Here is a 22199-nt window from a genome sequence, read left to right as displayed (position 1 = left end):
GAGCCGGGTGAGGAGTCCGAGCGGCTGGTATAGGCTCACGCCGTGACCCGCGAAAATCGCCCCCCGGTCGTGCTCGGAAGCCCGATTTCCCTGGAGGATCTCGTCGAAGTGGCCCGCCGTCGGCGCCCCGTCGCGCTCGCACCGGACGCTGCCGCACGTGTGGATCGTGCGCGCCGCGCGGTGGAGAAGATCGCCGAAGCGGGTGACGACGCGCCCAGGGTGTACGGCGTGAACACGGGTTTCGGCGCGCTGTCGGAAACTCGCATCGGTGCGGACGACGTGCGGCGCTTGCAGAAGAACTTGGTGCGCAGCCACTCCACGGGGGTGGGTCCGGAGCTCGCTCCGGATGCCGTGCGCGGCATGATGTTGCTGCGAGCGCAGACGCTGTCCTTCGGGCACTCCGGCGTGCGCCGCGTGATCATCGACCAGTTGATCCAGATGCTGAACCAGAACGTACTGCCGCGGATCCCGGCGCAAGGATCCGTCGGTGCCTCGGGCGATCTCGCGCCGCTGGCACATTTGGCCCTCGCGCTCACCGGAGAAGGCGAAGCGCGCTTCGAGGGGGAGCTCGTGGACGGGAAGACCGCCCTCGAGCGTGCGGGGCTCGCGCCCGTGGAGCTGGAAGCCAAGGAAGGCCTGGCGCTGATCAACGGCACGCAGTTCATGACCGCCCTCGGCGCTCTGGCGCTGTTCGACGCCGCGCGGCTGGCCACTGCGGCGGACGTCGCCGGTGCCATGAGTCTCGACGCGCTGAAGGGCAGCAAGCGGCCCTTCGAGGCGCGGTTGATGAAGCTCCGCCCGCACCCGGGGCAGGCCGTGGTTGCGCAGAACCTGCGCACGTTGCTGGAGAACAGCGCCATCATGGTCAGCCACGTGAACTGCGAGAAAGTGCAGGATCCGTACTCCCTGCGCTGCATGCCGCAGGTTCACGGCGCTTCCCGCGATGCGCTGGCCTTCGCTCGAGAGGTGGTGGAGCGCGAGATCAACAGCGTCACCGACAACCCCAGCGTGTTCCTCTCGGACGACGACGGCGCCGACATCGTCAGCGGCGGGAACTTCCACGGTCAACCCGTTGCCTACGCCCTGGACATGGCAGCCATCGCGGTGGCGGAGCTCGGCAACATCAGCGAGCGCCGCGTGGAGCAGCTGGTGAACCCGGCGCTCTCCAGCGGGCTCACCCCGTTCTTGGCGCGGCACAGCGGGCTGGAGAGCGGCTTCATGATCGCCCAGGTCGCCAGTGCGTCGTTGGTCAGCGAGAACAAGGTGCTGTGCCACCCCGCCAGCGTGGACTCCATCCCTTCCAGCGCCGGCAAGGAGGACCACGTGAGCATGGGCAGCATCTCCGCACGCAAGGTGCAGAACGTGGTCGACAACGTTCGTCGCTGTCTGGCCATCGAGATGCTCACCGCCGCAGAGGGCCTGGAGCAGCGCTTGCCGCTCACGGGGGGGGACGGCGTGGAGGCGGCGCGCGCCGGAGTGCGCCAGGCGGCGGCGCCGCTCACCGAAGACCGGCCGCTGTATCAAGACATCGAGCGGGTGGCGGAGCTGATTCGCGACGGAGACTTGCTCGAGCGCGTCAGCGCCCAGGTGGGGCCCCTGACCTGAGCCTCCTCAGCCCTCTTTGGCAACGAAGGCCAGGGCTTGCCGCGCGCTCCGGCGCACATGGCGGCGCGGCAGCGGCGTCTCGAAGAAACGCCGGAGGCCAGGTATCAGCGCGGGAGGCTCGTGCCCCGCGGCGCGAAGCGCACGCACGGCCGAAAAGGTCTTCAGCAAGTGTGCGCTCACGATCGGCTCGGGCTCGCCGTGATCCAGCACGATGCCCCGGGCGGTCGCCAAGTACGCATCCGGCTCCGCGGAGAAAGCCGAGACGTCTTCGTCGCGATCGAGATAGCGCGCGTTGCGTCCGACGAAGCACGCCATCTGCAGCAGCCCGGCGGGCCACAGCTCCGGGTGGCGGCGGCACTGCGTCCACACGGCATGGGCGAAGGTGATGCCGTGGGTCACGTCCAGCCAATCGACGTTGTCCGAGTACGGGCGATCGCTGCGCGCCATCCAGCCGATGTCGAAATGGAGCAGCGCTTCCGCGAGCGCCTCGAGCAACGCGGAGAACAATCGCTCCGGCTCGAGACCGGAGCCCCGAACCGTCGCCTCGAGGGCGCCCGGCACGCCATGGGCTTCGAGCGCCACCACGGAAGGAAGCTCGGCACCGGAGCCGAAGCGCGCGAGAGCGCTGCCGTAGCCGCGAAATTCCGGGATCAGGTCCTCGCGCTGGGCGTATACCAGGGAGCGCACCAGCGACGAGAGCACCGGCTCCCGCACGGCCGGGCCGAGGCGGCGACACAAGGCGAACGCCTTCTGTACGTAGATCAACGAGTGGCCGAAGTCCGCGTAGTGGGCGAGGGCAGCGCGGGACAGCGCGCGCTCCAGATCGTCGAGCGCCGTGTCCGGCGCCAGCATCGCCAGCGCCAGGGCTTCGTTCTCCGCCTCGATGGCGGCGCACAGACCGTCGGCGTCGAACTGCGTCCGCTCCCGCGAGTACGGAAAGCAGGGCCGGCGCAGGGTGTCGCGCGCCACGTGGGCGACGGGCTCCAGCGCACACACGAGTCGCTCCGTCTCGTCTCTGGACTCGTCCAACAGCGCGAGCCAGTCCGCCGCCGCCGCGTAGGCGTGGGTCATGCCGTATTCGAGCTGCTCGCTGCTGCGCGCGATGCTCCAGGCCACGGTGTCTTCGAGGGGCACGCCCAACGCCGCGAGGCGCGCCAGCTCCCGGGCCAGGCGCGCGTAGTCGTCGTCGTCCGCCGCTTCCCCCAGGCGCGCGAAGCCCCGCTCCACCCGCACCTCCGCCGGCGGCTCTTCCACGTCCACCAGCACCATGCCCCGCTCGATCCGTGTCGCGTACACGGCGAGGGCGTCGCCGCCGAACACGTTCTCGCCGGTCGTCAGGTCGAACTTCCAGTTGTGCCAGTTGCAGGTGAGCCGGCAATCCTCGTCCACGCTCCCTTCCGAGAGCGGATAGCCTTCGTGGGGGCAGCGGTTGTCGCAGGCGCGCACGCCGTCGTTCACCACGAACAAGGCGATCTGCTTCTTGCCGATGCGGACGGCCTTGCGCTCGGATGCACGGAGCTGTTCGAGAGGCAGGGCGGGTTTCCAGACGGCCATGGCGACACGGAGTATGCCCCGCGGCTGCCGGGGGAGCCGGCGTCCGGTCGATGGATCAGACCGAATTCCAACGCGCTGGAGGGGGGAGGGATCGATCCAGGACTTGGACCGAGTGGTCCCAGGGCGGCGGGCAAAAGAGCGCGGGTTTTCGCGTGAGCCCCCCTGGCGCGGCGCTTGCTTGGGGCGCGCGCGGAGGCTTCGATGAAACTTCGTATCTCGATGACGATGGCCGCTCTGCTCACCGCCTGCTCACCGGGGATGATGAGCGCGATGGGCATTCAGTCGACGGGTGGCTCTCTGAAGGCCACCAACACCATGAGCGTTCCGGTGTGCCGGGTCACGGTAGTGGACAAGGACGACGCAAATCGCAAGTTCGTCAACGAGCTGAACCACCAGGTGCTGATCCCGGCGGGCGGAGAGGCGAGCATCAGCTACCCGCCTACCTTCGACGATCAGGGCAATCCCGCCAGCGCCGTCTTCTCTCTCGAGGTGTACGGCTGCACCACCGAGGGCGTGGGCAACGAGGCCGGGACGCTGCTCGCCACCATCGAAGGCGTGGATACGTCCAGTCAGACCGCCGTCGCCTTGCGCTGAGTCCCGAGGGCGCGCCGCAGCACGGCGCGGCCGATGAGGAACGCGGGCAACAGCAGCAGCAGGAACACCGGGATCATCACGCCGGTCAGCCGGATCAAGCCGGTGATGATGGCCGAGCCGACGTTCAGCACGTCCGCCCCAGCGCGCTTCATTGCGCGGCCGAACTGGGTGCCCGCGACCAGCGGCTCTTGGCGCTGGAACGTCACCTCGATGGCCGAGAGCCGCGTCTGATTGTCGAGCACGCGCTTTCGGCCTTCGAGCTTCTCGATGCTGCCACGCACCTCGGCCAGCTGCTTCTGCACCTTCAGGGTGTCCTCCACGGTGGTCGCCTTGTCGAGCAGGGCGAGGTATTGCTCCTCGAGCTTCTTCTCGGTCTTGATGCGCGCTTCGACGTCCACGTACTCCTCGGTCACGTCCTCGCTCTTGATGCTCTCGCTCCCCACGGCCGTGCTCATGCGCCGCAGCTCGCCGAGAGCGTCGTCGAAGCGATCGGCGTCCACCTTGAGGCTCACGCGCACCCACCGCGGCTCGCTCTCGTCGCCGCCGCCGCTGGCGGTTTCTTCCACGACGTATCCAGAGAAGCGCTTGGCCACCGCCGCCGCATCGCGGGCGGCGGCGGAGGGGGACTCCACGGTCAACGTGAGCGTCGCGTTCTTGATGATCTTCCGCTCACTGGCGCGCAGCGTATCGAGGCTCGCGGCGCCCTTCGGCGCAGCGGTCTGGGCTGCCGGCTCCGGAGGGCTCGCCCCCGCGTCCGCCCGCTTCGCGCAGCCGGCCAGCGCCAGGGTGGCGGAGACGACGACGCCGAGGGACACGGTGCGGAGGGCAGCGCTGATTCGCATGCCGTGACAACGGCCGACCCCAGACGCCCTTACACCCGTGCTACCGTCGGCCCCATGCGACGCGTCGGTTCCGCCCTGGTTTTCTCCCTGGTTCTCGCGGCTTGTACCGGTCCGAAGATGGCGCCCTATTCGCCCACGGATCGCTCCACGGAGCTCTCCTCCGAGAAGCTCCTACCGGCGGCGGAGGGCACGCTCCTCGATCGCGGTTATCTCATCGACGAAAAGGACGAGGCCTCCGGAAAGATCGTCACCAAGGAGCGCACGCTGCTCGGCTCGCAGATCGCCCAGGAGAAGTTCAAGTACTTGTGGACGGTGGAAACGAGCGGCGGCCACTTGAAGATCCAGATCGGCTGCCGCAAATCGAACGCCGACGAGATCGTGTCCTGTGGCGACGAGGTCCCCGAGAAGCTCGTGAAGGAACAGAAAGAGATCGTCGAGCAGATCTTGACCGAAGCCGGCGGCCAGTGACGATCCTGTCGCTGCGGCGCGGTGCCCGTCGCGCCGCAGCTGGCGGCGGAGGCTCAGCCCCGTCCGGGCACTGGTTGGAGGCGCCTTCTAGGCTGGAGTCCAAGCTCCCGGTTTGGCGCCCGATCTTTGTTCCTTGACGACTTCTCGTCCGTCCGCTCACATTCCCACGTGGAAGCGTTCGAACGCGCCGACGACAGGGGAGCTGGGCGGTGACAGAGAATTCTACACTGACGAGCGTGTTCAATGCGCTCATGATCTTTCCCAGCCCGCGTAGCATTGAAAGAGCAATTGCTGAGCTGAGGCAGAAGCACCCTGGCAGGTCGCCGCAAGATCTGGCCAGGTCATTGGTGACCGGAACGATATGGCGGCTTACCGGCGCGGGCGTTGTCGCGTCACTGCCCGGTGCGATTCCCGGGCTGGGCACTGCAGCGCAGGTCGCCATCGAGGGAACGACACTCACTGCGGAGACTTGGCTCATTCTACGCAACCTGACGACATTGCAGCTGATCGTGGCGGGTCTGCACGGACACGACCCAGCTTCGCTCGATCGTAGGGATGAGGTCGTGGTGGTTTGGGGACTGACGACTGGAGCCATCGTGCCGGCAAGAGAGGCAACGCGTCGGGTTGGTACGAAGGTGGCCATCAAGCAGTTCAACAAGAAAGTCAGCGGGAAGCTGCTTGCCGCCATCAACAGGAAGCTCGGGACTACCGTGTTCACCAAGTGGGGAACCAAGCGCGGCGGTATTGCGCTCGGTCGACTCGTACCATTCGGAGTCGGGATTCTGGTTGGAGGCGGAATGAACTACATGACGGCACGCGCGTTCTCTGCGCAAATTGTGCGGTACTATAGCGAGCTGTTGCCCTGCGATGCGGAAGTGCTCGTGGACTGCGAGTAGACCCATCTCGGCAAGTGGCAGGTGCGACAATTTTCGGATTGTTCGAAGATCGTCCACGCGTGGCCTAGTCGGGCTCGAATCCGGATCGATGAGTACTCCGGCCGTAGAAGGTGCCCTGGCTGGCTAGACGTCGGTGCGGACCTTCATGCCTTTGACAAATTCCGTCAGATCCGCACGGATCGAGGCATCCCGCGAAGCGATCGCGCTGATCACTCCGTCGGTCGGAGAAGATTCCGGATCCAGCATCACGCTATCCAGGCCGAGTGCCTTCGCCCAGGACGACAGCGATACCTCGCCCTGCTTGACTTCGTGGACCTGGTTCATGAACCAAGCGAGCGTGTGTCTGCCCTTGGAAATGTTGAACGCCTTCTCGAGCAACGAGCAGTTGCCCAACATGTTGACAACATGAACCGGGTCTGCTTCGTCGTCGACATGGCTCGGCGGCTCTGTTTTCAGTTTCGTTTCCCAGAGCGCGAAGGCCACCGCGTGATCTACATCTAGGTTGGCCTTCCGCTTTCCGAGCCGCAGGGGGGTAGCGGACATCAGCCAACGCGTGGCGTCCAAACGGTGCCAGACCCACAGTGCAGTGCGATAGGTTGCGACCCGCTCGCGGCTGCTCGCGGCAAGACTCGCGATGTAGTTGGCCGCATCGGGCTCCAAGTCCACCACGAAGCCGTTCAACCTGCGTGCGAGCGCCTCGTGAAGTTCGGCCACCGTGCCAACCTTCTCGCACGCGAGAAACTCATCATTCAACGCCTTCGCATACCCACCCATGGCAGGGGAAGATCCCGACCAGCGCCCCGCCCATTGGGAGCAAATCAACCAGCGATCGACCCGGGCCGATAGCGCAGCGTCGATGCTCTTCTGCAGTCCGTCCCGCTGGGGAACTGCCAGCTGGTGCCGGTCTTCCCAATCAGCGGCGATGTACCGCCATGCCCAAACGACCGCGAGCGCGTTGAGCGAGGAATATTGCCCAGCGCCCCCGAATTCGAGCCCGCGGCTCGCTACCACGTCTAGCGCACCAATGATTGCGTGGCTGATCCCTTTCCATCGGCGGGCTAAGTCCGACGCCATGGGCCGGATTGTGGCGCCCTTCAGTAGGTCGCGATTTGCCAGGATCTGGCCGCCATTGCAGAGCACTGACCAAATGAACGAAACGGCAGCGACCAGATCGTCCATCTTGATGTCTAGCCCGCGGTCCGCGAGTTCCACGAGCAGATCCTCAAAGCACTCACCCGCGGTCCTCCCGCCGGTCGCATTCGGGTCCCAGCCGACCTTCAGCCAAGCGAGCGTGATTTCCTCACGAGAGAGCGTACGACCAGCTGTGTTGAGTCTGGCGAAGATGTTCACGATTGCATCGTTGTAAGCATCCTCCGTCCAGATGTTCCCGTCGAAGGCCACCAGCTCAAGGTATGTTACCTCGCTGAGCTTCACATCGCGAAGCGTCGTCATCAGCTCGCCCATCGGGATGAGCAGTTGTTCGACCTTCGCGTCCGGGATGCCTTCGCTCTTCAGCAGCCGCTGGAGTATGTCCCGGAATTGACCCTCCTTTATGTTCGGGTTCGGCGTGGCCGAGCTCCAAAGCCGGCTCATGCGAACGAGTCGTCCCTTGTTCGCGTCCGCGAACGCTCTCGCAAGCGGCTCTTCGTACGTCGCCGGCTTTGTCCACTTCGACTGGCCATCTGAGGGATCCGTGATCACCCACTGCAGCACGGTGCGAAAGTCGATGGTCAGAAGGTCTCCGCTCGAATCGTATTCCCGGAGAAAGCGATCGAGGTCGAAACAGAGGCTGGCTTTGGACCAATGGCGGTACTTGCCGTATCGGCCACGGGGGCGACGGTCCTGGACTTCCTGCGCCCAAGCGCGATCCTCCATCTTGAATCCCCAGGCGTCTCCGCCGAGCGCGAGTAGCAGGCTCTGCACCCGCTGCTGGCCATCGAGGACCATATGGTAAGCGGCGGGTGGGTCCTTTCGCGTAACGACACTGCTGGCCGCATCGCTGGTTCGATCCACCACGCGCCAGAACTGCCGATGCGGGATGTTCTGAATGTCTGACTGTCCCACTTTCCACATCAACAGAGTGCCAAAGGGCCAGCCCCTGATCAGTGAATCCACGAGAAGCGATACTTGATTTGGGGTCCATACATACGGCCGCTGTAGGTCCGGAATGAGCACGGTCGCGCCATCGGCAGATCGGGCTCGGTCGAGCAGTTGGTGAAGTTCTTCAGTCTTCTCCTTGTAGATGTTGGCCATGGCTGCGTCCTCCTCTTCAAACTACCTACGAGCGTCTCGGGCTCCAGACCTGCTCTGCCCTATCAATTCTCGTGTTCCCGAAGGCCGCGGAGCTCTGCGGTGTACACGGGAAAGGGGTGAACGAACTTGCTCGAGTCGTGGGGGTGGTCCAAGACCTCTTCGAACCGCTCCGCGGTGATGAAGGAACATGCGGCCTGTAGCGGAAAAACCGCGAAAGCGCGAACCCGGTCCGGGCGCCGCGCTTCTCCGGGGAGGACGATGGCGCCACGCACGAGCAGCGTGGGGTCGAAGGCGTCGCACGTGAGGGCGTGAAACTCCATGCCCAGGGTGGTCCCGAGCGCGACATAGGGTGTTCGCCCTGGCTGTGGTTGTGCATCTGCCAGCGGGAGGTGAATGAGCTTCGACCGTACCTGCTCGAACCCAAGCGAGGACGTATTGGCTTTTGCCGACGTAGCGCGCGCGAAGAAGATGTCGACCACTCGGGTAATCGAGGTGGTGAGCTCGGCCAGCGACTCCATTCGAGCCTCAGCGAGCTGCTCGAGGTAGCTGACGAAATCTGGCGGGAACTCCGACGCCAAGTGCCAATTCATGTCACCCCCGACAATGCTCTGTGTCTCGTGAGCGAGAGACGCGACGCTACCGCTTCCACACGCCCCTGCCAACCGTTGGCGTGCACGTGCGGGAACGGGCGTAGGGTCAATTCACATTGGCGTTCTCTGGGCGAGGCTCGATACGGTGGATGGGAAACGGGTGAACGGACTCGCCGCTGCCTTCCAGCACCGCGCGTTGGAAGCGATCCCAGGTGATGAAGCAACAGGAGCCCTCGAGCGGAAACAGCATGAATGGGCGAATTCGCTCAATTTCTGATGCTTCTCCCGGCAGCACGACCGCCCCGCGCACCACGAGGCCTTCTGGGCGTGTGTTGCAAGTGTGGGCGTGCAGCTCGATTCCGAGTGTTGATTCCAGAGCCACGTAGCGCGACAGGCTCGGGCCGGGTTCGGTCGGCTCGGTCCCCGCTGCCGGAAGGGTGGTCAGGGCGTGTTGCACTTCACCGAAGGTGACGCACGTCGTGCTTGCTATCGCGGCGTGAGCGCGAGCCAAGAACACGTCCAGGTATTGGCGGACCGACTCCGCGAACTCGCCGGGTGTTTGTCTGCGCGTTTCAGCAAGCTGCTCGATGTATCCCACGAACTCCTCCGGTAGTGATGTGGACCAGCTCATGGCCTCCCCCAAGGAAGCTTCGACGTGAGGATCCTCGTGCCGCGCACGCTACCCTCATCTTGTGGTGTTCTGGAACTGTCAGCCGTGACAGGCGCAGGCGCGAAATGACGGCCGCCATGCGCCGCTTCGGTTCCTGCGACAGGGGCTGTCGCAGGATTGCGACGCTTCTGGTCGGGCCGGCCCATCCGGACGGTACCGCGCCGGACCGGCAAGCCCTCGAATGTCCAGGCATTGTTTGGGGAGGGTGCGAGGTTCGGGGAAACCGGCGGCGCGAGCGGACGAAGCGCTGGGTCAGCTGGCGGCGACGCGCCAGCTGTCGTTCGATATACTCACCACACTTGGCTCGAGACTTGCCAGATCCTACCGACGTCAAGCGCCCCACGGGGGACCCGCTGGAAGGCACGCCGTATCGAACCGTCTCCCGGTTGGGGGAGGGCGGAATGGGCGCGGTCTATCTGGCCGAGCACGATCTGGGGCGGACGGTGGTGGTCAAGGTCGTGCATCCGTCGCACGCGCCGGATCGCGAGGATCTGGTCGAGCGGTTGGCGTTGGAGGCGCGCAGCCTCGGCCGTCTCACCCATCGCAATGTGGTGGAGGTGCTCGACTTTGGGCGCACGCCGAGCGGACGACCGTATCTGGTCATGGAGTGGCTGAAAGGGCACACCCTCGCCCAAGAGCTGAAGGCGCGGCCTGCCATTCCGGTGCTTGAAGCGATCGATTTTGCGCGCCAAGCGCTCGCGGGTCTCGGTGCGGCGCACGCGCTGGGGGTGGTGCACCGGGACGTGAAACCCACCAACCTGTTCCTGTGCTCACCTACGGACGCCGGCCGGATCCTGAAGGTGTTGGATTTCGGGATCGCCAAGGTGCTGGAAGGGATCTCCGACAACGCACCGGCACCGTTAGGCTTTCGGACGGATGGCCACGCCGTCATCGGCACGCCACGGTACGTTTCTCCCGAGCAGGCGGCGCTCAAGAGCGTGGACCACCGCTCGGACATCTACTCGCTCGCGTTGGTGCTCTACACGATGATCGCCGGGCGCGGGCCTTTCGATCACACCAAGAACGTGATCGAGCTCCTCGCCGCGCATCGGATGCAGTTGCCGGCGGCGCCCTCCCGCTTCGCGCCGGATCCAGTTCCTGCGGAGCTCGATGCGGCCGTGCTTCGAGGGCTGGCCAAGCGGAAGGACGAGCGGTTCCAATCAGCGGACGAGTTCTCTGCTGCGCTCGGGCAGATCGCCGTGCGGCTGCGAGGCCCGATCGGATCCGTGGGCACCATCGCGGTGCATCGGAGCGAGCTGGTGTCGGACTCGGAAGTGGCGCGCGGACAAGCCGTTCTGGCGGACAACAACGATTCGACCGACCGCGGCGTGCCATTCACGCCCCTCGCAATGCCGCCGCGAGCGCTCGGTCCGGCGCCTCTTCGCGAGCCCTCTGCCTCGGACGCGCTGCCTGTACACGACGGGAAGACCGATCCCATCGTTGAGCCGGACGCGCAGCCGGTTCGCGCATCAAACAGCGATGTCGGCGGGCGCACCCCGGGCACGCTGCTCTCGGCCGCGCAGCAAGAGCCAGTACGGCCGCCAGAATCGAGCGGAGCGCACGAGCCCAGTGCGTCGCGAGAGCCGAGTCTGTCGCGAGGCGGGTTCGCGCTCGTTGTGCTGCTGAGTGTCTTTCTCCTTGGCTTGGCGGCTCTTGCCATGACGCGGTTGTAGGCCTCGGATGGTGTCGCGACAGAACGATGATATGCTTCGCCACGCCCCGGACTCACGGGTCCGGAGGAGGTGGGGTTGACTCGCCGACGCTTTACACCCGGCACGTTCGTGGATCGCTACGAGATCATCGCCCCGCTGGGGGAGGGCGCTCAGGGCGACGTGTACATCGCGCTTCAGCCGTACCTGCGCAGGCGGGTGGCGATGAAGTGTCTGAAGGTGGACGACGCGGAGCCGGCCGAGGTCAAACGCCGCTTTCAGATTGAAGCGCAGGTGCTGGCCGAGCTGAAGCACGCGAACGTGGTGCAGGTTCACGACGCGGGCGTGACCGCCGACAACGTGGTCTTCATTGTCATGGACCTGCTGGAGGGCGAGAACGTACAGCAGATCCTGCGGCGCGTTCGCCGCCTGAGCGTGACTCAGGCGCTCTACTATGCGGCGCAGTTCGCGGACGGACTGGACCAGGCCCATGAGCACGGTGTGGTGCATCGCGACGTGAAGCCGGCCAACCTGTTCGTTACCACCGGGGACGAAGCCAAGATCTTGGACCTGGGCACGGCGAAGTGGTTCCACTCCGGCCTCAAGACCACCGACCAGATGATCATCCGCGGCACGCCCGCGTACATGGCACCCGAGCAACTGTTCGGAGAGAACGTAGATGCACGGACTGACGTCTACACGCTGGGTCTGGTGCTCTACGAGTGCATCGCGGGGCGCTACGCGTTCACCGATGCGAGCGGGAACGTCCCTGGCCCGCGCCAGCTTGCGGGTCTTCAGATCCACGGAATGCCGCTGCCGCTTCCGAGCATCGTACCGGCGGTTCCCGAGTTCATCTGGCAGCTGATCCTGAAGGCGATCGCCAAGCGGCCCGCGCAGCGGTACACCAGCATGTCGGAGTTCGGAGAAGCAATTCGACGAGCCCGCAAGCAGTTCGGTGAGCATTGTCGAGGGCGCGGCTTGGTGCCCGCGATCCAGCACCTGTACGACCTGCCGGCGTTGACGCCGGCCGATCCCGAACCCGGACCTCAGCCGGAATCGCCACCGGCTCAGGTTGAGCTTGCCGGGCGTCAGCCGACGTGGTCGCCCGAACCCGTTCCTGCCGAGCAGGCAGCGCTCGCGGGCCGACTGACGCTCCGACTCGGGACCACTGCAAGCGGGGGAGCTGCCCCGGCTCGGCCCGCTGAACCGCGCACCGCCACCCACGCCAAGCCGGCTCGCGCTGCTCCGCTCAACGGAGGTCGCGTCGCCAGCCAGGCTCGGGTCAAGCTTCCCGCGCAGGTGGCGGATCACACGCCGGATGCCCTTGCCCGCAGAGTCGAAGCGAAGGTCACGCCGCGGCGCCGGCGGCGTTTCCGATTGTCTCGTATTCAGCAGCAGATCTTGGCTGCAATATGGACGGGCGGTGCCATCGTGCTCCTGATCGTCGCTATTGCTCGCTGGGTGCGGGCGCGCGCTGCGAGCTCAGCCGAGCCGGCCGCCTCCACAGACTCGGCTAGCACTGGCAGCTTGGCCACTACGGAGTCTCCGAGCAGCATCCCCGCGGAATCGTCTAGCGCACTGGTGCAGGCTGGCGCTCCCAGCCCCACGCCTGCGCAGCCGGCCGCCGAGCTTCCTTCCAGTGCTGCGGTAGCAACCGCACTTCGGGCCGCGCCGAAGGCCGCGGAATCCACGTTCCCAACACCCAAGATGGCTGCACCAAAGTCGACGCCCCGGCCCGGGCCGGCTACGAAACCCCGAGCGAAGCCTGGCCAAGAGGACGAGTTCGCTCCCATTTATTGAAGCTTCATGTCTATCCCCGCCAACATTGCTCCGAGAGGCACAGCGTGACTTCCGAACGGAAGAAGTCGCGCTTGGAGGCGGAGGTTGCGGGCCACAACGCACGGTTGGCGTCCGCCATCGAGGAACGAGATCGCGTTCCCGGAGTTGCGACCAAACGCACCACGTTGCGGGACGGCACGTGGGCGGAGCCGGACACCGGCGAGGCGACCGCGCCGAGCACGAGTGGTTCCGGCTCCGAGGCGAGCTCCGAACCGAACCCATTCGAGACGGCGGTGCTGCGGGTGCCAGCACAGGCTGCAAGGCTGCGGCTCGAGGCGGAAGAAACCGACGGCAGTGGTCAGCCCACGGCCCGCGCGCTCGAGGCACAGCGCGCCTTGCGTGACATCGCGGTCGAGGCGGAATCGGTGGACACCTATGAAGAGCGCCAAGCGGAGCGCCGTGCGCAGCGCGAGGCCGAGCCTGCCGCCGGCCAGGTGTACATCGCTCCGGAGACCCCGCCCGCCGCGTACGACAAGACGCTGGAGATGCAGACGGTCCACGTCAAGGACTCGCTTGATGCCGCGGACTCCGAGGCGGACGAGCGGCGCGCGACAACGCAACGCAATCTCCGAGCCCCCGCCCGTCGAGCGCCCGGGGCGCGCGAGCCACGGAAGTGGTGGCCGCTGATCGGCGCCGCCGCCATCGTCGTCGTGGTGATCCTCATCTGGGCCAATCGATCACGCAGTCCGGATCCACTGCCGAACATCGCGTCCGCCGCCGCGCCAACGGAAGCGACCGGCCGTCCCGCGCCCACCCCTTCGGCACCGCGGCTGGTTCCAACTCACTCCGCGCCTGCTGTCTCCACTCCGAGCGCTCCGGTTCTTCCAGCCGCACCCGGCACCACGACGTCACGTCCCGCGATTCCGCCGGTTTCCCCGCGAGCCTCGGCTCGCGGGGTACAGCCTCAACCCTCGAGCGCTCCCGCGCCGACCTCATCCAACGGCAAACCCCTCTGGTTCCCAATCGAATGAAGCGAATTCTCTCAGTCGCATGGGGCGCCTGCCTGATGCTGGCCTTCAATACCGCTGTTGCCCAGCCGTCAAACGTCGACACCGTTGCCCGGGATCTCCTGAGGCGTGGGCAGGCGGCGGCCAACAATGGTCGGTGGCAAGAAGCGTACGAGTCTTTCCGCGCGGCGTGGGCGCTAGATCAGCGTTACGTGGTGGCCTGCAACTTGGCGCAGGCGAGCCTTGAGTTGGAAAAGTTCGTTGAGGCGGCAGAGCGAGCACGGGACTGCCTGCGGATGTTGCCGACCGACACGAAACCGGCACAACGCAAGGTAGCTTCGGAGGGTTACGAGCGCGCCCGAAGCCAGGTTGGCGCTGTAAGGATTGAAGTGAAGCCGCGCGGTAGCGAGGTGTTCTTGGACGGGAAGAAGTTGGGTCTGGCACCCCTCGCTGAGGACCTGTTCGTGGAGCCTGGGCAACACGTTGTGAAAGTCACTTATCCTTCTAGAACACCCGCGGAACGGACGGTTGTCGCGAGCAAGGGGGAGGTCCAGCTGGTGAGGCTGGAACTCGAGGGTGCCGGAGGCGCGCCAGCAGGCAAGAGCAACGGCGAGCACACCACAGGCAACCCTGGGACTGGTAAGCCGCACGACACATCGCGCGACGGTGTGGCACCACGGACGGTTGCGCTGATTGCTGGTGGGGCGTTGACGGCGGTTGCCGTTGGTTTGGGTGTGGGGTTCAGGCTGAAGGGCTCGGCGGCGCACGATGATGCGGCCACCTCGCTCGACGCAGCCACAAGCAAGTTCGGACCCGCCCCCTGCTCATCGGCGCAAGGCGCGAGTTCCTCTCTCTGTGCAGAGGTTCGCAGCAAGCGGGACGAAGGCGACAGCGCCAACGGCATTTCAAACGTGTCGTTCGTCGCGGCTGGCGTGCTGGGGGTCGGCACCGCGGCAGCGTTCTTCTTGTGGCCGGCGGAATCTTCGGCCCGCGCAGTGCGAGCGACTCCGTGGACGACGGGCAACGCCAGCGGGATCACATTGCAGGGCAGCTTCTAGTGGTGGAGGAACAAAATGCGATCGCTTCTCGGACTCTTGGGTTTTTCGATGCTTGCGGTGACGACGGCGGCCTGCGGCGATACGAGCTCGACGTGTGACGAACTAGGTACGAACTGCGGCGGCGCTGGCGGCGCGAGTGGGGATTCGGGTACGGGCGGGACATCGGGTAGCGGCGGGACTGCCGGGACCTCGGGGACGGGGGGGCAAGGCGGGGAAGCGGGGACGGCGGGCGCTGGTGGGGATGGCGGGACGTGCGACATCACCAAGAGCCCAAGCGAAGAGAGCTGCCTCATCGCGGAGGAGTACGGAATTTTCGTATCGCCGAGCGGGTCGGACGCGACGGGGGACGGGACGGAGGCGAAGCCGTACGGGACGCTATCGAAGGCGGTGAGCGAAGCCGCCTCCTCCGCCAAGAACGTGTACGCGTGCGACGACGGCAGTGGCTACACGGAGGCGGCCCCCCTGAACCTCTCCGGGTTGTCCGGACATGGAATCTACGGCGGCTTCGATTGCGGCACGTGGCAATACACGACGAGTGCGAAGGCGAAGCTGACGGGAGCGAGCACGGCGCTGAGCATCACGGGGACGACGGCGGGGCTGAGGGTGGAGGACTTCCAGGTGATGGCGGCGGACGGAGGAGCGGGGGAGTCGAGCATAGGAGCGCTGGTGGCGAGCGCGAGCGGAGTGGAGCTACGGCGAGTGGAGCTCGTGGCGGGGAAGGGAGGAGACGGCGCGGCCGGCGGGAACGGGACAAAGGGAGCGAACGGCGCCTCTCCCAGCACGGCGCCGGCGTGCGCCACGACAGCGCCTGGGCAAGCGGGGTGCGACGCGGAGTGCGGGTTGGCGCTGACGCCGCAGCAGACGCACCTCGGCGGAGCCTGGCCTGCCGCGAGCGGATGCGGGTCGAAGGGCGGGCAAGGCGGGACGGCAACGCAGGGGGCTAGCGGTGGGCCTGGCAACCCGGGAACACCCCAAACGAACGTGACACCGCCCAACGTTGACAACTCTGGCTCAGGGTCAGGGACGATTGGTGCAAATGGTCAGAGCGGTGGCGACGGCTCTAACGGCAATCCGGGCACCCTCGCATCGTCGGCCCCCGCCACCGGGGTCTTCAGCGGCACGGGCTTTGCCCCCGCAAACGGGACGGCGGGCACGGACGGGCACGCTGGGCAAGGTGGAGGGGGAGGCGGAGCGAGCGCGGCGAGCCTCGGGACGTGCATCGGCGCTTCCGGGGGAGCCGGCGGGATGGGCGGCTGCGGTGGCACGAAGGGCACTGGGGGAGGCGGAGGCGGAGCGAGCGTGGCGCTGCTCGCGTGGCAGTCGGCCGTCACCCTGGAGAACGTGACGCTGACGGCGAGCGCGGGGGGCAAGGGCGGCAAGGGCGGTAACGCGGGCGAGGGCGGCTCGGGTGGGAGCGGCGCTCCCGGCGGCGCGTCGGGCACGGGCATGGGCAAAGGCGGGTCCGGAGGCGACGGCGGCACGGGCGGCGTGGGTGGGTCGGGCTCGGGAGGCAGTGGCGGGCCGAGCTACGCGCTGGTGTGGAGCGGGACGAAGCCTATCGAGGCGGGGACGGTGACGAAGACGGCGGGCAGCGGTGGTACGAAGGGCGCGGGCGGCAGCGTGTCCGGCGTGGGAGTGAATCCCGCCCCGGACGGCACGGACGGAGCGAGCGGAGAGGAGCACGAGGCGCCGTGAAGGGGCTTGTCCGGCGAGGCGCGGGTAGCTCGACACCCTCGGGAGTGTCGAGCACGGGAGGCGCGGCCGTGTCCGGCTGCCTCTCTCGCTGCGGCCGCGACAGAAACGGTCGTCGTGCTCGCGGCGATTCCGCGGCGAGCCAACATCCAGCGGCCGTGGCGGCGCTGGCGCTGTGTCTGGCGTTGGGGACGGGGTGCGGGAGCGACGAATTTACGGCGAGCCCTGGCGGCGGCGGCGCTGGCGGCGCGAGTGGGGATTCGGGTACGGGCGGGACATCGGGTAGCGGCGGGACTGCCGGGACCTCGGGGACGGGGGGGCAAGGCGGGGAAGCGGGGACGGCGGGCGCTGGTGGGGATGGCGGGACGTGCGACATCACCAAGAGCCCAAGCGAAGAGAGCTGCCTCATCGCGGAGGAGTACGGAATTTTCGTATCGCCGAGCGGGTCGGACGCGACGGGGGACGGGACGGAGGCGAAGCCGTACGGGACGCTATCGAAGGCGGTGAGCGAAGCCGCCTCCTCCGCCAAGAACGTGTACGCGTGCGACGACGGCAGTGGCTACACGGAGGCGGCCCCCCTGAACCTCTCCACGTTGTCCGGACATGGAATCTACGGCGGCTTCGATTGCGGCACGTGGCAGTACACGACGAGTGCGAAGGCGAAGCTGACGGGAGCGAGCACGGCGCTGAGCATCACGGGGACGACGGCGGGGCTGAGGGTGGAGGACTTCCAGGTCGTTGCAGCGGACGGAGGAGCAGGGGAGTCGAGCATCGGAGCGCTGGTGGCGAGCGCGAGCGGAGTGGAGCTACGGCGAGTGGAGCTTGTGGCGGGGAAGGGAGGAGACGGCGCCGCTGGCGGGAACGGGACAAAGGGAGCGAACGGCGCCTCTCCCAGCACGGCGTCGGCGTGCGCCACGACAGCGCCTGGGCAAGCGGGGTGCGACGCGGAGTGCGGGTTGGCGCTGACGCCGCAGCAATTCCACGCTGGCGGAGCCTGGCCGGCCGCGAGCGGATGCGGGTCGAAGGGCGGGCAAGGCGGGACGGCAACGCAGGGGGCGAAGGGTGGCGGTGGCAACTTCGGAATTCCGCAGAGCAACGTCAGTCCGCCAAACGTTGACAACGGAACGTCGGACCAGTCCACGATTGGTGCGGACGGGAATCCGGGACAACCAGGCTCTCCCGGCAACGCGGGCACCCTCGCATCGTCGGCCCCCGCCACCGGGGTCTTCAGCGGCACGGGCTTTGCCCCCGCAAACGGGACGGCGGGCACGGACGGCCACGCTGGGCAAGGCGGAGGGGGAGGCGGAGCGAGCGCGGCGAGCCTCGGGACGTGCATCGGCGCTTCCGGGGGAGCCGGCGGGATGGGCGGCTGCGGTGGCACGAAGGGCACTGGGGGAGGCGGAGGCGGAGCGAGCGTGGCGCTGCTCGCGTGGCAGTCGGCCGTCACCCTGGAGAACGTGACGCTGACGGCGAGCGCGGGGGGCAAGGGCGGCAAGGGCGGTAACGCGGGCGAGGGCGGCTCGGGTGGGAGCGGCGCTCCCGGCGGCGCGTCGGGCACGGGCATGGGCAAAGGCGGGTCCGGAGGCGACGGCGGCACGGGCGGCGTGGGTGGGTCGGGCTCGGGAGGCAGTGGCGGGCCGAGCTACGCGCTGGTGTGGAGCGGGACGAAGCCTATCGAGGCGGGGACGGTGACGAAGACGGCGGGCAGCGGTGGTACGAAGGGCGCGGGCGGCAGCGTGTCCGGCGTGGGAGTGAATCCCGCCCCGGACGGCACGGACGGAGCGAGCGGAGAGGAGCACGAGGCGCCGTGAAGGGGCTTGTCCGGCGAGGCGCGGGTAGCTCGACACCCTCGGGAGTGTCGAGCACGGGAGGCGCGGCCGTGTCCGGCTGCCTCTCTCGCTGCGGCCGCGACAGAAACGGTCGTCGTGCTCGCGGCGATTCCGCGGCGAGCCAACATCCAGCGGCCGTGGCGGCGCTGGCGCTGTGTCTGGCGTTGGGGACGGGGTGCGGGAGCGACGAATTTACGGCGAGCCCTGGCGGCGGCGGCGCTGGCGGCGCGAGTGGGGATTCGGGTACGGGCGGGACATCGGGTAGCGGCGGGACTGCCGGGACCTCGGGGACGGGGGGGCAAGGCGGGGAAGCGGGGACGGCGGGCGCTGGTGGGGATGGCGGGACGTGCGACATCACCAAGAGCCCAAGCGAAGAGAGCTGCCTCATCGCGGAGGAGTACGGAATTTTCGTATCGCCGAGCGGGTCGGACGCGACGGGGGACGGGACGGAGGCGAAGCCGTACGGGACGCTATCGAAGGCGGTGAGCGAAGCCGCCTCCTCCGCCAAGAACGTGTACGCGTGCGACGACGGCAGTGGCTACACGGAGGCGGCCCCCCTGAACCTCTCCGGGTTGTCCGGACATGGGATCTACGGTGGCTTCGATTGCGGGACGTGGCAATACACGACGAGTGCGAAGGCGAAGCTGACGGGAGCGAGCACGGCGCTGAGCATCACGGGGACGACGGCGGGGCTGAGGGTGGAGGACTTCCAGGTGATGGCGGCGGACGGAGGAGCGGGGGAGTCGAGCATAGGAGCGCTGGTGGCGAGCGCGAGCGGAGTGGAGCTACGGCGAGTGGAGCTCGTGGCGGGGAAGGGAGGAGACGGCGCGGCCGGCGGGAACGGGACAAAGGGAGCGAACGGCGCCTCTCCCAGCACGGCGCCGGCGTGCGCCACGACAGCGCCTGGGCAAGCGGGGTGCGACGCGGAGTGCGGGTTGGCGCTGACGCCGCAGCAGACGCACCTCGGCGGAGCCTGGCCTGCCGCGAGCGGATGCGGGTCGAAGGGCGGGCAAGGCGGGACGGCAACGCAGGGGGCTAGCGGTGGGCCTGGCAACCCGGGAACACCCCAAACGAACGTGACACCGCCCAACGTTGACAACTCTGGCTCAGGGTCAGGGACGATTGGTGCAAATGGTCAGAGCGGTGGCGACGGCTCTAACGGCAATCCGGGCACTTTCGCATCGTCGGCCCCCGCCGCCGGCGTCTTCAGCGGCACGGGCTTTACCCCCGCAAACGGGACGGCGGGCACGGACGGGCACGCTGGGCAAGGTGGAGGGGGAGGCGGAGCGAGCGCGGCGAGCCTCGGGACGTGCATCGGCGCATCCGGGGGAGCCGGCGGGATGGGCGGGTGCGGTGGCACGAAGGGCACTGGGGGAGGCGGAGGCGGAGCGAGCGTGGCGCTGCTCGCGTGGCAGTCGGCCGTCACCCTGGAGAACGTGACGCTGACGGCGAGCGCGGGGGGCAAGGGCGGCAAGGGCGGTAACGCGGGCGAGGGCGGCTCGGGTGGGAGCGGCGCTCCCGGCGGCGCGTCGGGCACGGGCATGGGCAAAGGCGGGTCCGGAGGCGACGGCGGCACGGGCGGCGTGGGTGGGTCGGGCTCGGGAGGCAGTGGCGGGCCGAGCTACGCGCTGGTGTGGAGCGGGACGAAGCCTATCGAGGCGGGGACGGTGACGAAGACGGCGGGCAGCGGTGGTACGAAGGGCGCGGGCGGCAGCGTGTCCGGCGTGGGAGTGAATCCCGCCCCGGACGGCACGGACGGAGCGAGCGGAGAGGAGCACGAGGCGCCGTGAAGGGGCTTGTCCGGGGAGGCGCGGGTAGCTCGACACCCTCGGGAGTGTCGAGCACGGGAGGCGCGGCCGTGTCCGGCTGCCTCTCTCGCTGCGGCCGCGACAGAAACGGTCGTCGAGCTCGCGGCGATTCCGCGGCGAGCCAACATCCAGCGGCCGTGGTGGCGATGGCGCTGTGTCTGGCGTTGGGGACGGGGTGCGGGAGCGACGAATTTACGGCGAGCCCTGGCGGCGGCGGCGCTGGCGGCGGCGGCGCTGGCGGCGCGAGTGGGGATTCGGGTACGGGCGGGACATCGGGTAGCGGCGGGACTGCCGGGACCTCGGGGACGGGGGGGCAAGGCGGGGAAGCGGGGACGGCGGGCGCTGGTGGGGATGGCGGCAGTTGCGACATCACCAAGAGCCCAAGCGAAGAGAGCTGCCTCATCGCGGAGGAGTACGGAATTTTCGTATCGCCGAGCGGGTCGGACGCGACGGGGGACGGGACGGAGGCGAAGCCGTACGGGACGCTATCGAAGGCGGTGAGCGAAGCCGCCTCCTCCGCCAAGAACGTGTACGCGTGCGACGACGGCAGTGGCTACACGGAGGCGGCCCCCCTGAACCTCTCCGGGTTGTCCGGACATGGAATCTACGGCGGCTTCGATTGCGGCACGTGGCAGTACACGACGAGTGCGAAGGCGAAGCTGACGGGAGCGAGCACGGCGCTGAGCATCACGGGGACAACGGCGGGGCTGAGGGTGGAGGACTTCCAGGTCGTTGCAGCGGACGGAGGAGCAGGGGAGTCGAGCATCGGAGCGCTGGTGGCGAGCGCGAGCGGAGTGGAGCTACGGCGAGTGGAGCTTGTGGCGGGGAAGGGAGGAGACGGCGCCGCTGGCGGGAACGGGACAAAGGGAGCGAACGGCGCCTCTCCCAGCACGGCGTCGGCGTGCGCCACGACAGCGCCTGGGCAAGCGGGGTGCGACGCGGAGTGCGGGTTGGCGCTGACGCCGCAGCAGACGCATCTGGGCGGAGCCTGGCCGGCCGCGAGCGGATGCGGGTCGAAGGGCGGGCAAGGCGGGACGGCAACGCAGGGGGCTGCTGGAGGCCAAGGCAGCCCCGGGACACCGCAGAGCAACGTTACGCCGCCCAACGTTGACAACTCTGGCTCAGGGTCAGGGACGATTGGTGCAAATGGTCAGAGCGGTGGCGACGGCTCTAACGGCAATCCGGGCACCCTCGCATCGTCGGCCCCCGCCACCGGGGTCTTCAGCGGCACGGGCTTTGCCCCCGCAAACGGGACGGCGGGCACGGACGGCCACGCTGGGCAAGGCGGAGGGGGAGGCGGAGCGAGCGCGGCGAGCCTCGGGACGTGCATCGGCGCTTCCGGGGGAGCCGGCGGGATGGGCGGCTGCGGTGGCACGAAGGGCACTGGGGGAGGCGGAGGCGGAGCGAGCGTGGCGCTGCTCGCGTGGCAGTCGGCCGTCACCCTGGAGAACGTGACGCTGACGGCGAGCGCGGGGGGCAAGGGCGGCAAGGGCGGTAACGCGGGCGAGGGCGGCTCGGGTGGGAGCGGCGCTCCCGGCGGCGCGTCGGGCACGGGCATGGGCAAAGGCGGGTCCGGAGGCGACGGCGGCACGGGCGGCGTGGGCGGGTCGGGCTCGGGAGGCAGCGGGGGGCCGAGCTATGCGCTGGTGTGGAGCGGAACGAAGCCTATCGAGGCGGGGACGGTGACGAAGACGGCGGGGAGCGGCGGCACGAAGGGCGCGGGCGGGAGCGTTTCGGGCGTGGGCGTGAATCCCGCGCCGGACGGCACGGACGGAGCAAGCGGAGAGGAGCACGAGGCGCCGTGAAGGGGCGTGTCCGGCGAGGCGCGGGTAGCTCGACACCCTCGGGAGTGTCGAGCACGGGAGGCGCGGCCGTGTCCGGCTGCCTCTCTCGCTGCGGCCGCGA

Annotated in this window: 17 protein-coding genes; 12 read left to right on the top strand and 5 right to left on the bottom strand. The window is 68.0% G+C overall.

Annotation, left to right across the window (positions count from 1 at the left end; genetic code table 11):
• The first annotated feature begins 42 nt into the window (after positions 1-42).
• Positions 43-1605 carry a histidine ammonia-lyase gene (hutH, locus tag H6717_11330; protein ID MCB9577602.1) on the top strand — a complete coding sequence of 521 codons (1563 nt, stop codon included), beginning with the start codon at positions 43-45 and terminating at the stop codon, positions 1603-1605.
• A 6-nt stretch (positions 1606-1611) separates the two neighbouring features.
• Here hutH and H6717_11325 read toward each other — a convergent pair whose 3' ends face one another.
• Positions 1612-3159 carry a Rieske (2Fe-2S) protein gene (locus H6717_11325; GenBank protein MCB9577601.1) on the bottom strand — a complete coding sequence of 516 codons (1548 nt, stop codon included), beginning with the start codon at positions 3157-3159 and terminating at the stop codon, positions 1612-1614.
• A 201-nt stretch (positions 3160-3360) separates the two neighbouring features.
• On the opposite strand from H6717_11325, the gene H6717_11320 reads away from it, so the two are divergent.
• Positions 3361-3753 (top strand): hypothetical protein, encoded by a 393-nt coding sequence (locus H6717_11320; GenBank protein ID MCB9577600.1) that lies wholly within the window; start codon positions 3361-3363, stop codon positions 3751-3753.
• Here the strand turns inward: H6717_11320 and H6717_11315 are convergent.
• The gene (locus H6717_11315) at positions 3729-4595 is read right to left on the bottom strand and encodes a DUF4349 domain-containing protein (protein MCB9577599.1); all 867 of its coding nucleotides are present in this window, start codon (positions 4593-4595) and stop codon (positions 3729-3731) included. The two genes, H6717_11320 and H6717_11315, sit on opposite strands and share 25 nt — an antisense overlap.
• A gap of 54 nt (positions 4596-4649) precedes the next feature.
• Here H6717_11315 and H6717_11310 point away from each other — a divergent pair, with 54 nt between their 5' ends.
• Together H6717_11310 and H6717_11305 are read left to right on the top strand one after the other, a co-directional pair.
• Positions 4650-5063 carry a hypothetical protein gene (locus H6717_11310; GenBank protein MCB9577598.1) on the top strand — a complete coding sequence of 138 codons (414 nt, stop codon included), beginning with the start codon at positions 4650-4652 and terminating at the stop codon, positions 5061-5063.
• Between the two features lie 236 nt (positions 5064-5299).
• Positions 5300-5959 carry a hypothetical protein gene (locus H6717_11305; GenBank protein ID MCB9577597.1) on the top strand — a complete coding sequence of 220 codons (660 nt, stop codon included), beginning with the start codon at positions 5300-5302 and terminating at the stop codon, positions 5957-5959.
• A gap of 123 nt (positions 5960-6082) precedes the next feature.
• Here the strand turns inward: H6717_11305 and H6717_11300 are convergent, their stop codons facing one another.
• The 3 genes from H6717_11300 to H6717_11290 form a co-directional block, all read right to left on the bottom strand.
• Positions 6083-8212, bottom strand: a complete 2130-nt coding sequence (locus H6717_11300; protein MCB9577596.1) for a DUF262 domain-containing protein — start codon at positions 8210-8212, stop codon at positions 6083-6085.
• 62 nt (positions 8213-8274) lie between these two features.
• Positions 8275-8802: a hypothetical protein gene (locus H6717_11295; protein ID MCB9577595.1), complete on the bottom strand. Its 528-nt coding sequence runs from the start codon at positions 8800-8802 to the stop codon at positions 8275-8277.
• 106 nt (positions 8803-8908) lie between these two features.
• Positions 8909-9400 (bottom strand): hypothetical protein, encoded by a 492-nt coding sequence (locus H6717_11290; GenBank protein MCB9577594.1) that lies wholly within the window; start codon positions 9398-9400, stop codon positions 8909-8911.
• A gap of 371 nt (positions 9401-9771) precedes the next feature.
• Here H6717_11290 and H6717_11285 point away from each other — a divergent pair, with 371 nt between their 5' ends.
• The 8 genes from H6717_11285 (at position 9772) to H6717_11250 (ending at position 22099) form a co-directional block, all read left to right on the top strand.
• Complete coding sequence (locus H6717_11285) at positions 9772-11145, top strand: serine/threonine protein kinase (protein ID MCB9577593.1); 1374 nt, start codon at positions 9772-9774, stop codon at positions 11143-11145.
• A 75-nt stretch (positions 11146-11220) separates the two neighbouring features.
• Positions 11221-12921, top strand: coding sequence for a protein kinase (locus tag H6717_11280; GenBank protein ID MCB9577592.1), 1701 nt, complete (start codon positions 11221-11223; stop codon positions 12919-12921).
• A 44-nt stretch (positions 12922-12965) separates the two neighbouring features.
• Positions 12966-13931 (top strand): hypothetical protein, encoded by a 966-nt coding sequence (locus H6717_11275; protein MCB9577591.1) that lies wholly within the window; start codon positions 12966-12968, stop codon positions 13929-13931.
• A complete protein-coding gene (locus H6717_11270) occupies positions 13928-14965 on the top strand; it encodes a PEGA domain-containing protein (GenBank protein MCB9577590.1) in 1038 nt (345 codons plus the stop codon). Before H6717_11275 ends, H6717_11270 begins: the two co-directional genes overlap by 4 nt.
• A gap of 15 nt (positions 14966-14980) precedes the next feature.
• Positions 14981-16660 (top strand): hypothetical protein, encoded by a 1680-nt coding sequence (locus tag H6717_11265; protein ID MCB9577589.1) that lies wholly within the window; start codon positions 14981-14983, stop codon positions 16658-16660.
• Positions 16661-17160: 500 nt separating this feature from the next.
• Positions 17161-18468, top strand: coding sequence for a hypothetical protein (locus H6717_11260; GenBank protein ID MCB9577588.1), 1308 nt, complete (start codon positions 17161-17163; stop codon positions 18466-18468).
• A gap of 500 nt (positions 18469-18968) precedes the next feature.
• On the top strand, positions 18969-20276 hold the full coding sequence (locus H6717_11255; protein MCB9577587.1) for a hypothetical protein: 1308 nt from the start codon (positions 18969-18971) through the stop codon (positions 20274-20276).
• Between the two features lie 515 nt (positions 20277-20791).
• Complete coding sequence (locus H6717_11250; GenBank protein ID MCB9577586.1) at positions 20792-22099, top strand: hypothetical protein; 1308 nt, start codon at positions 20792-20794, stop codon at positions 22097-22099.
• Positions 22100-22199 lie beyond the last annotated feature (100 nt).

The organism is Polyangiaceae bacterium (genome assembly GCA_020633235.1).
Lineage (GTDB): Bacteria > Myxococcota_A > Polyangia > Polyangiales > Polyangiaceae > JACKEA01.
Note: the sequence above shows the minus strand (reverse complement) of the source record. Positions and strands in the feature narration are given on the sequence as shown.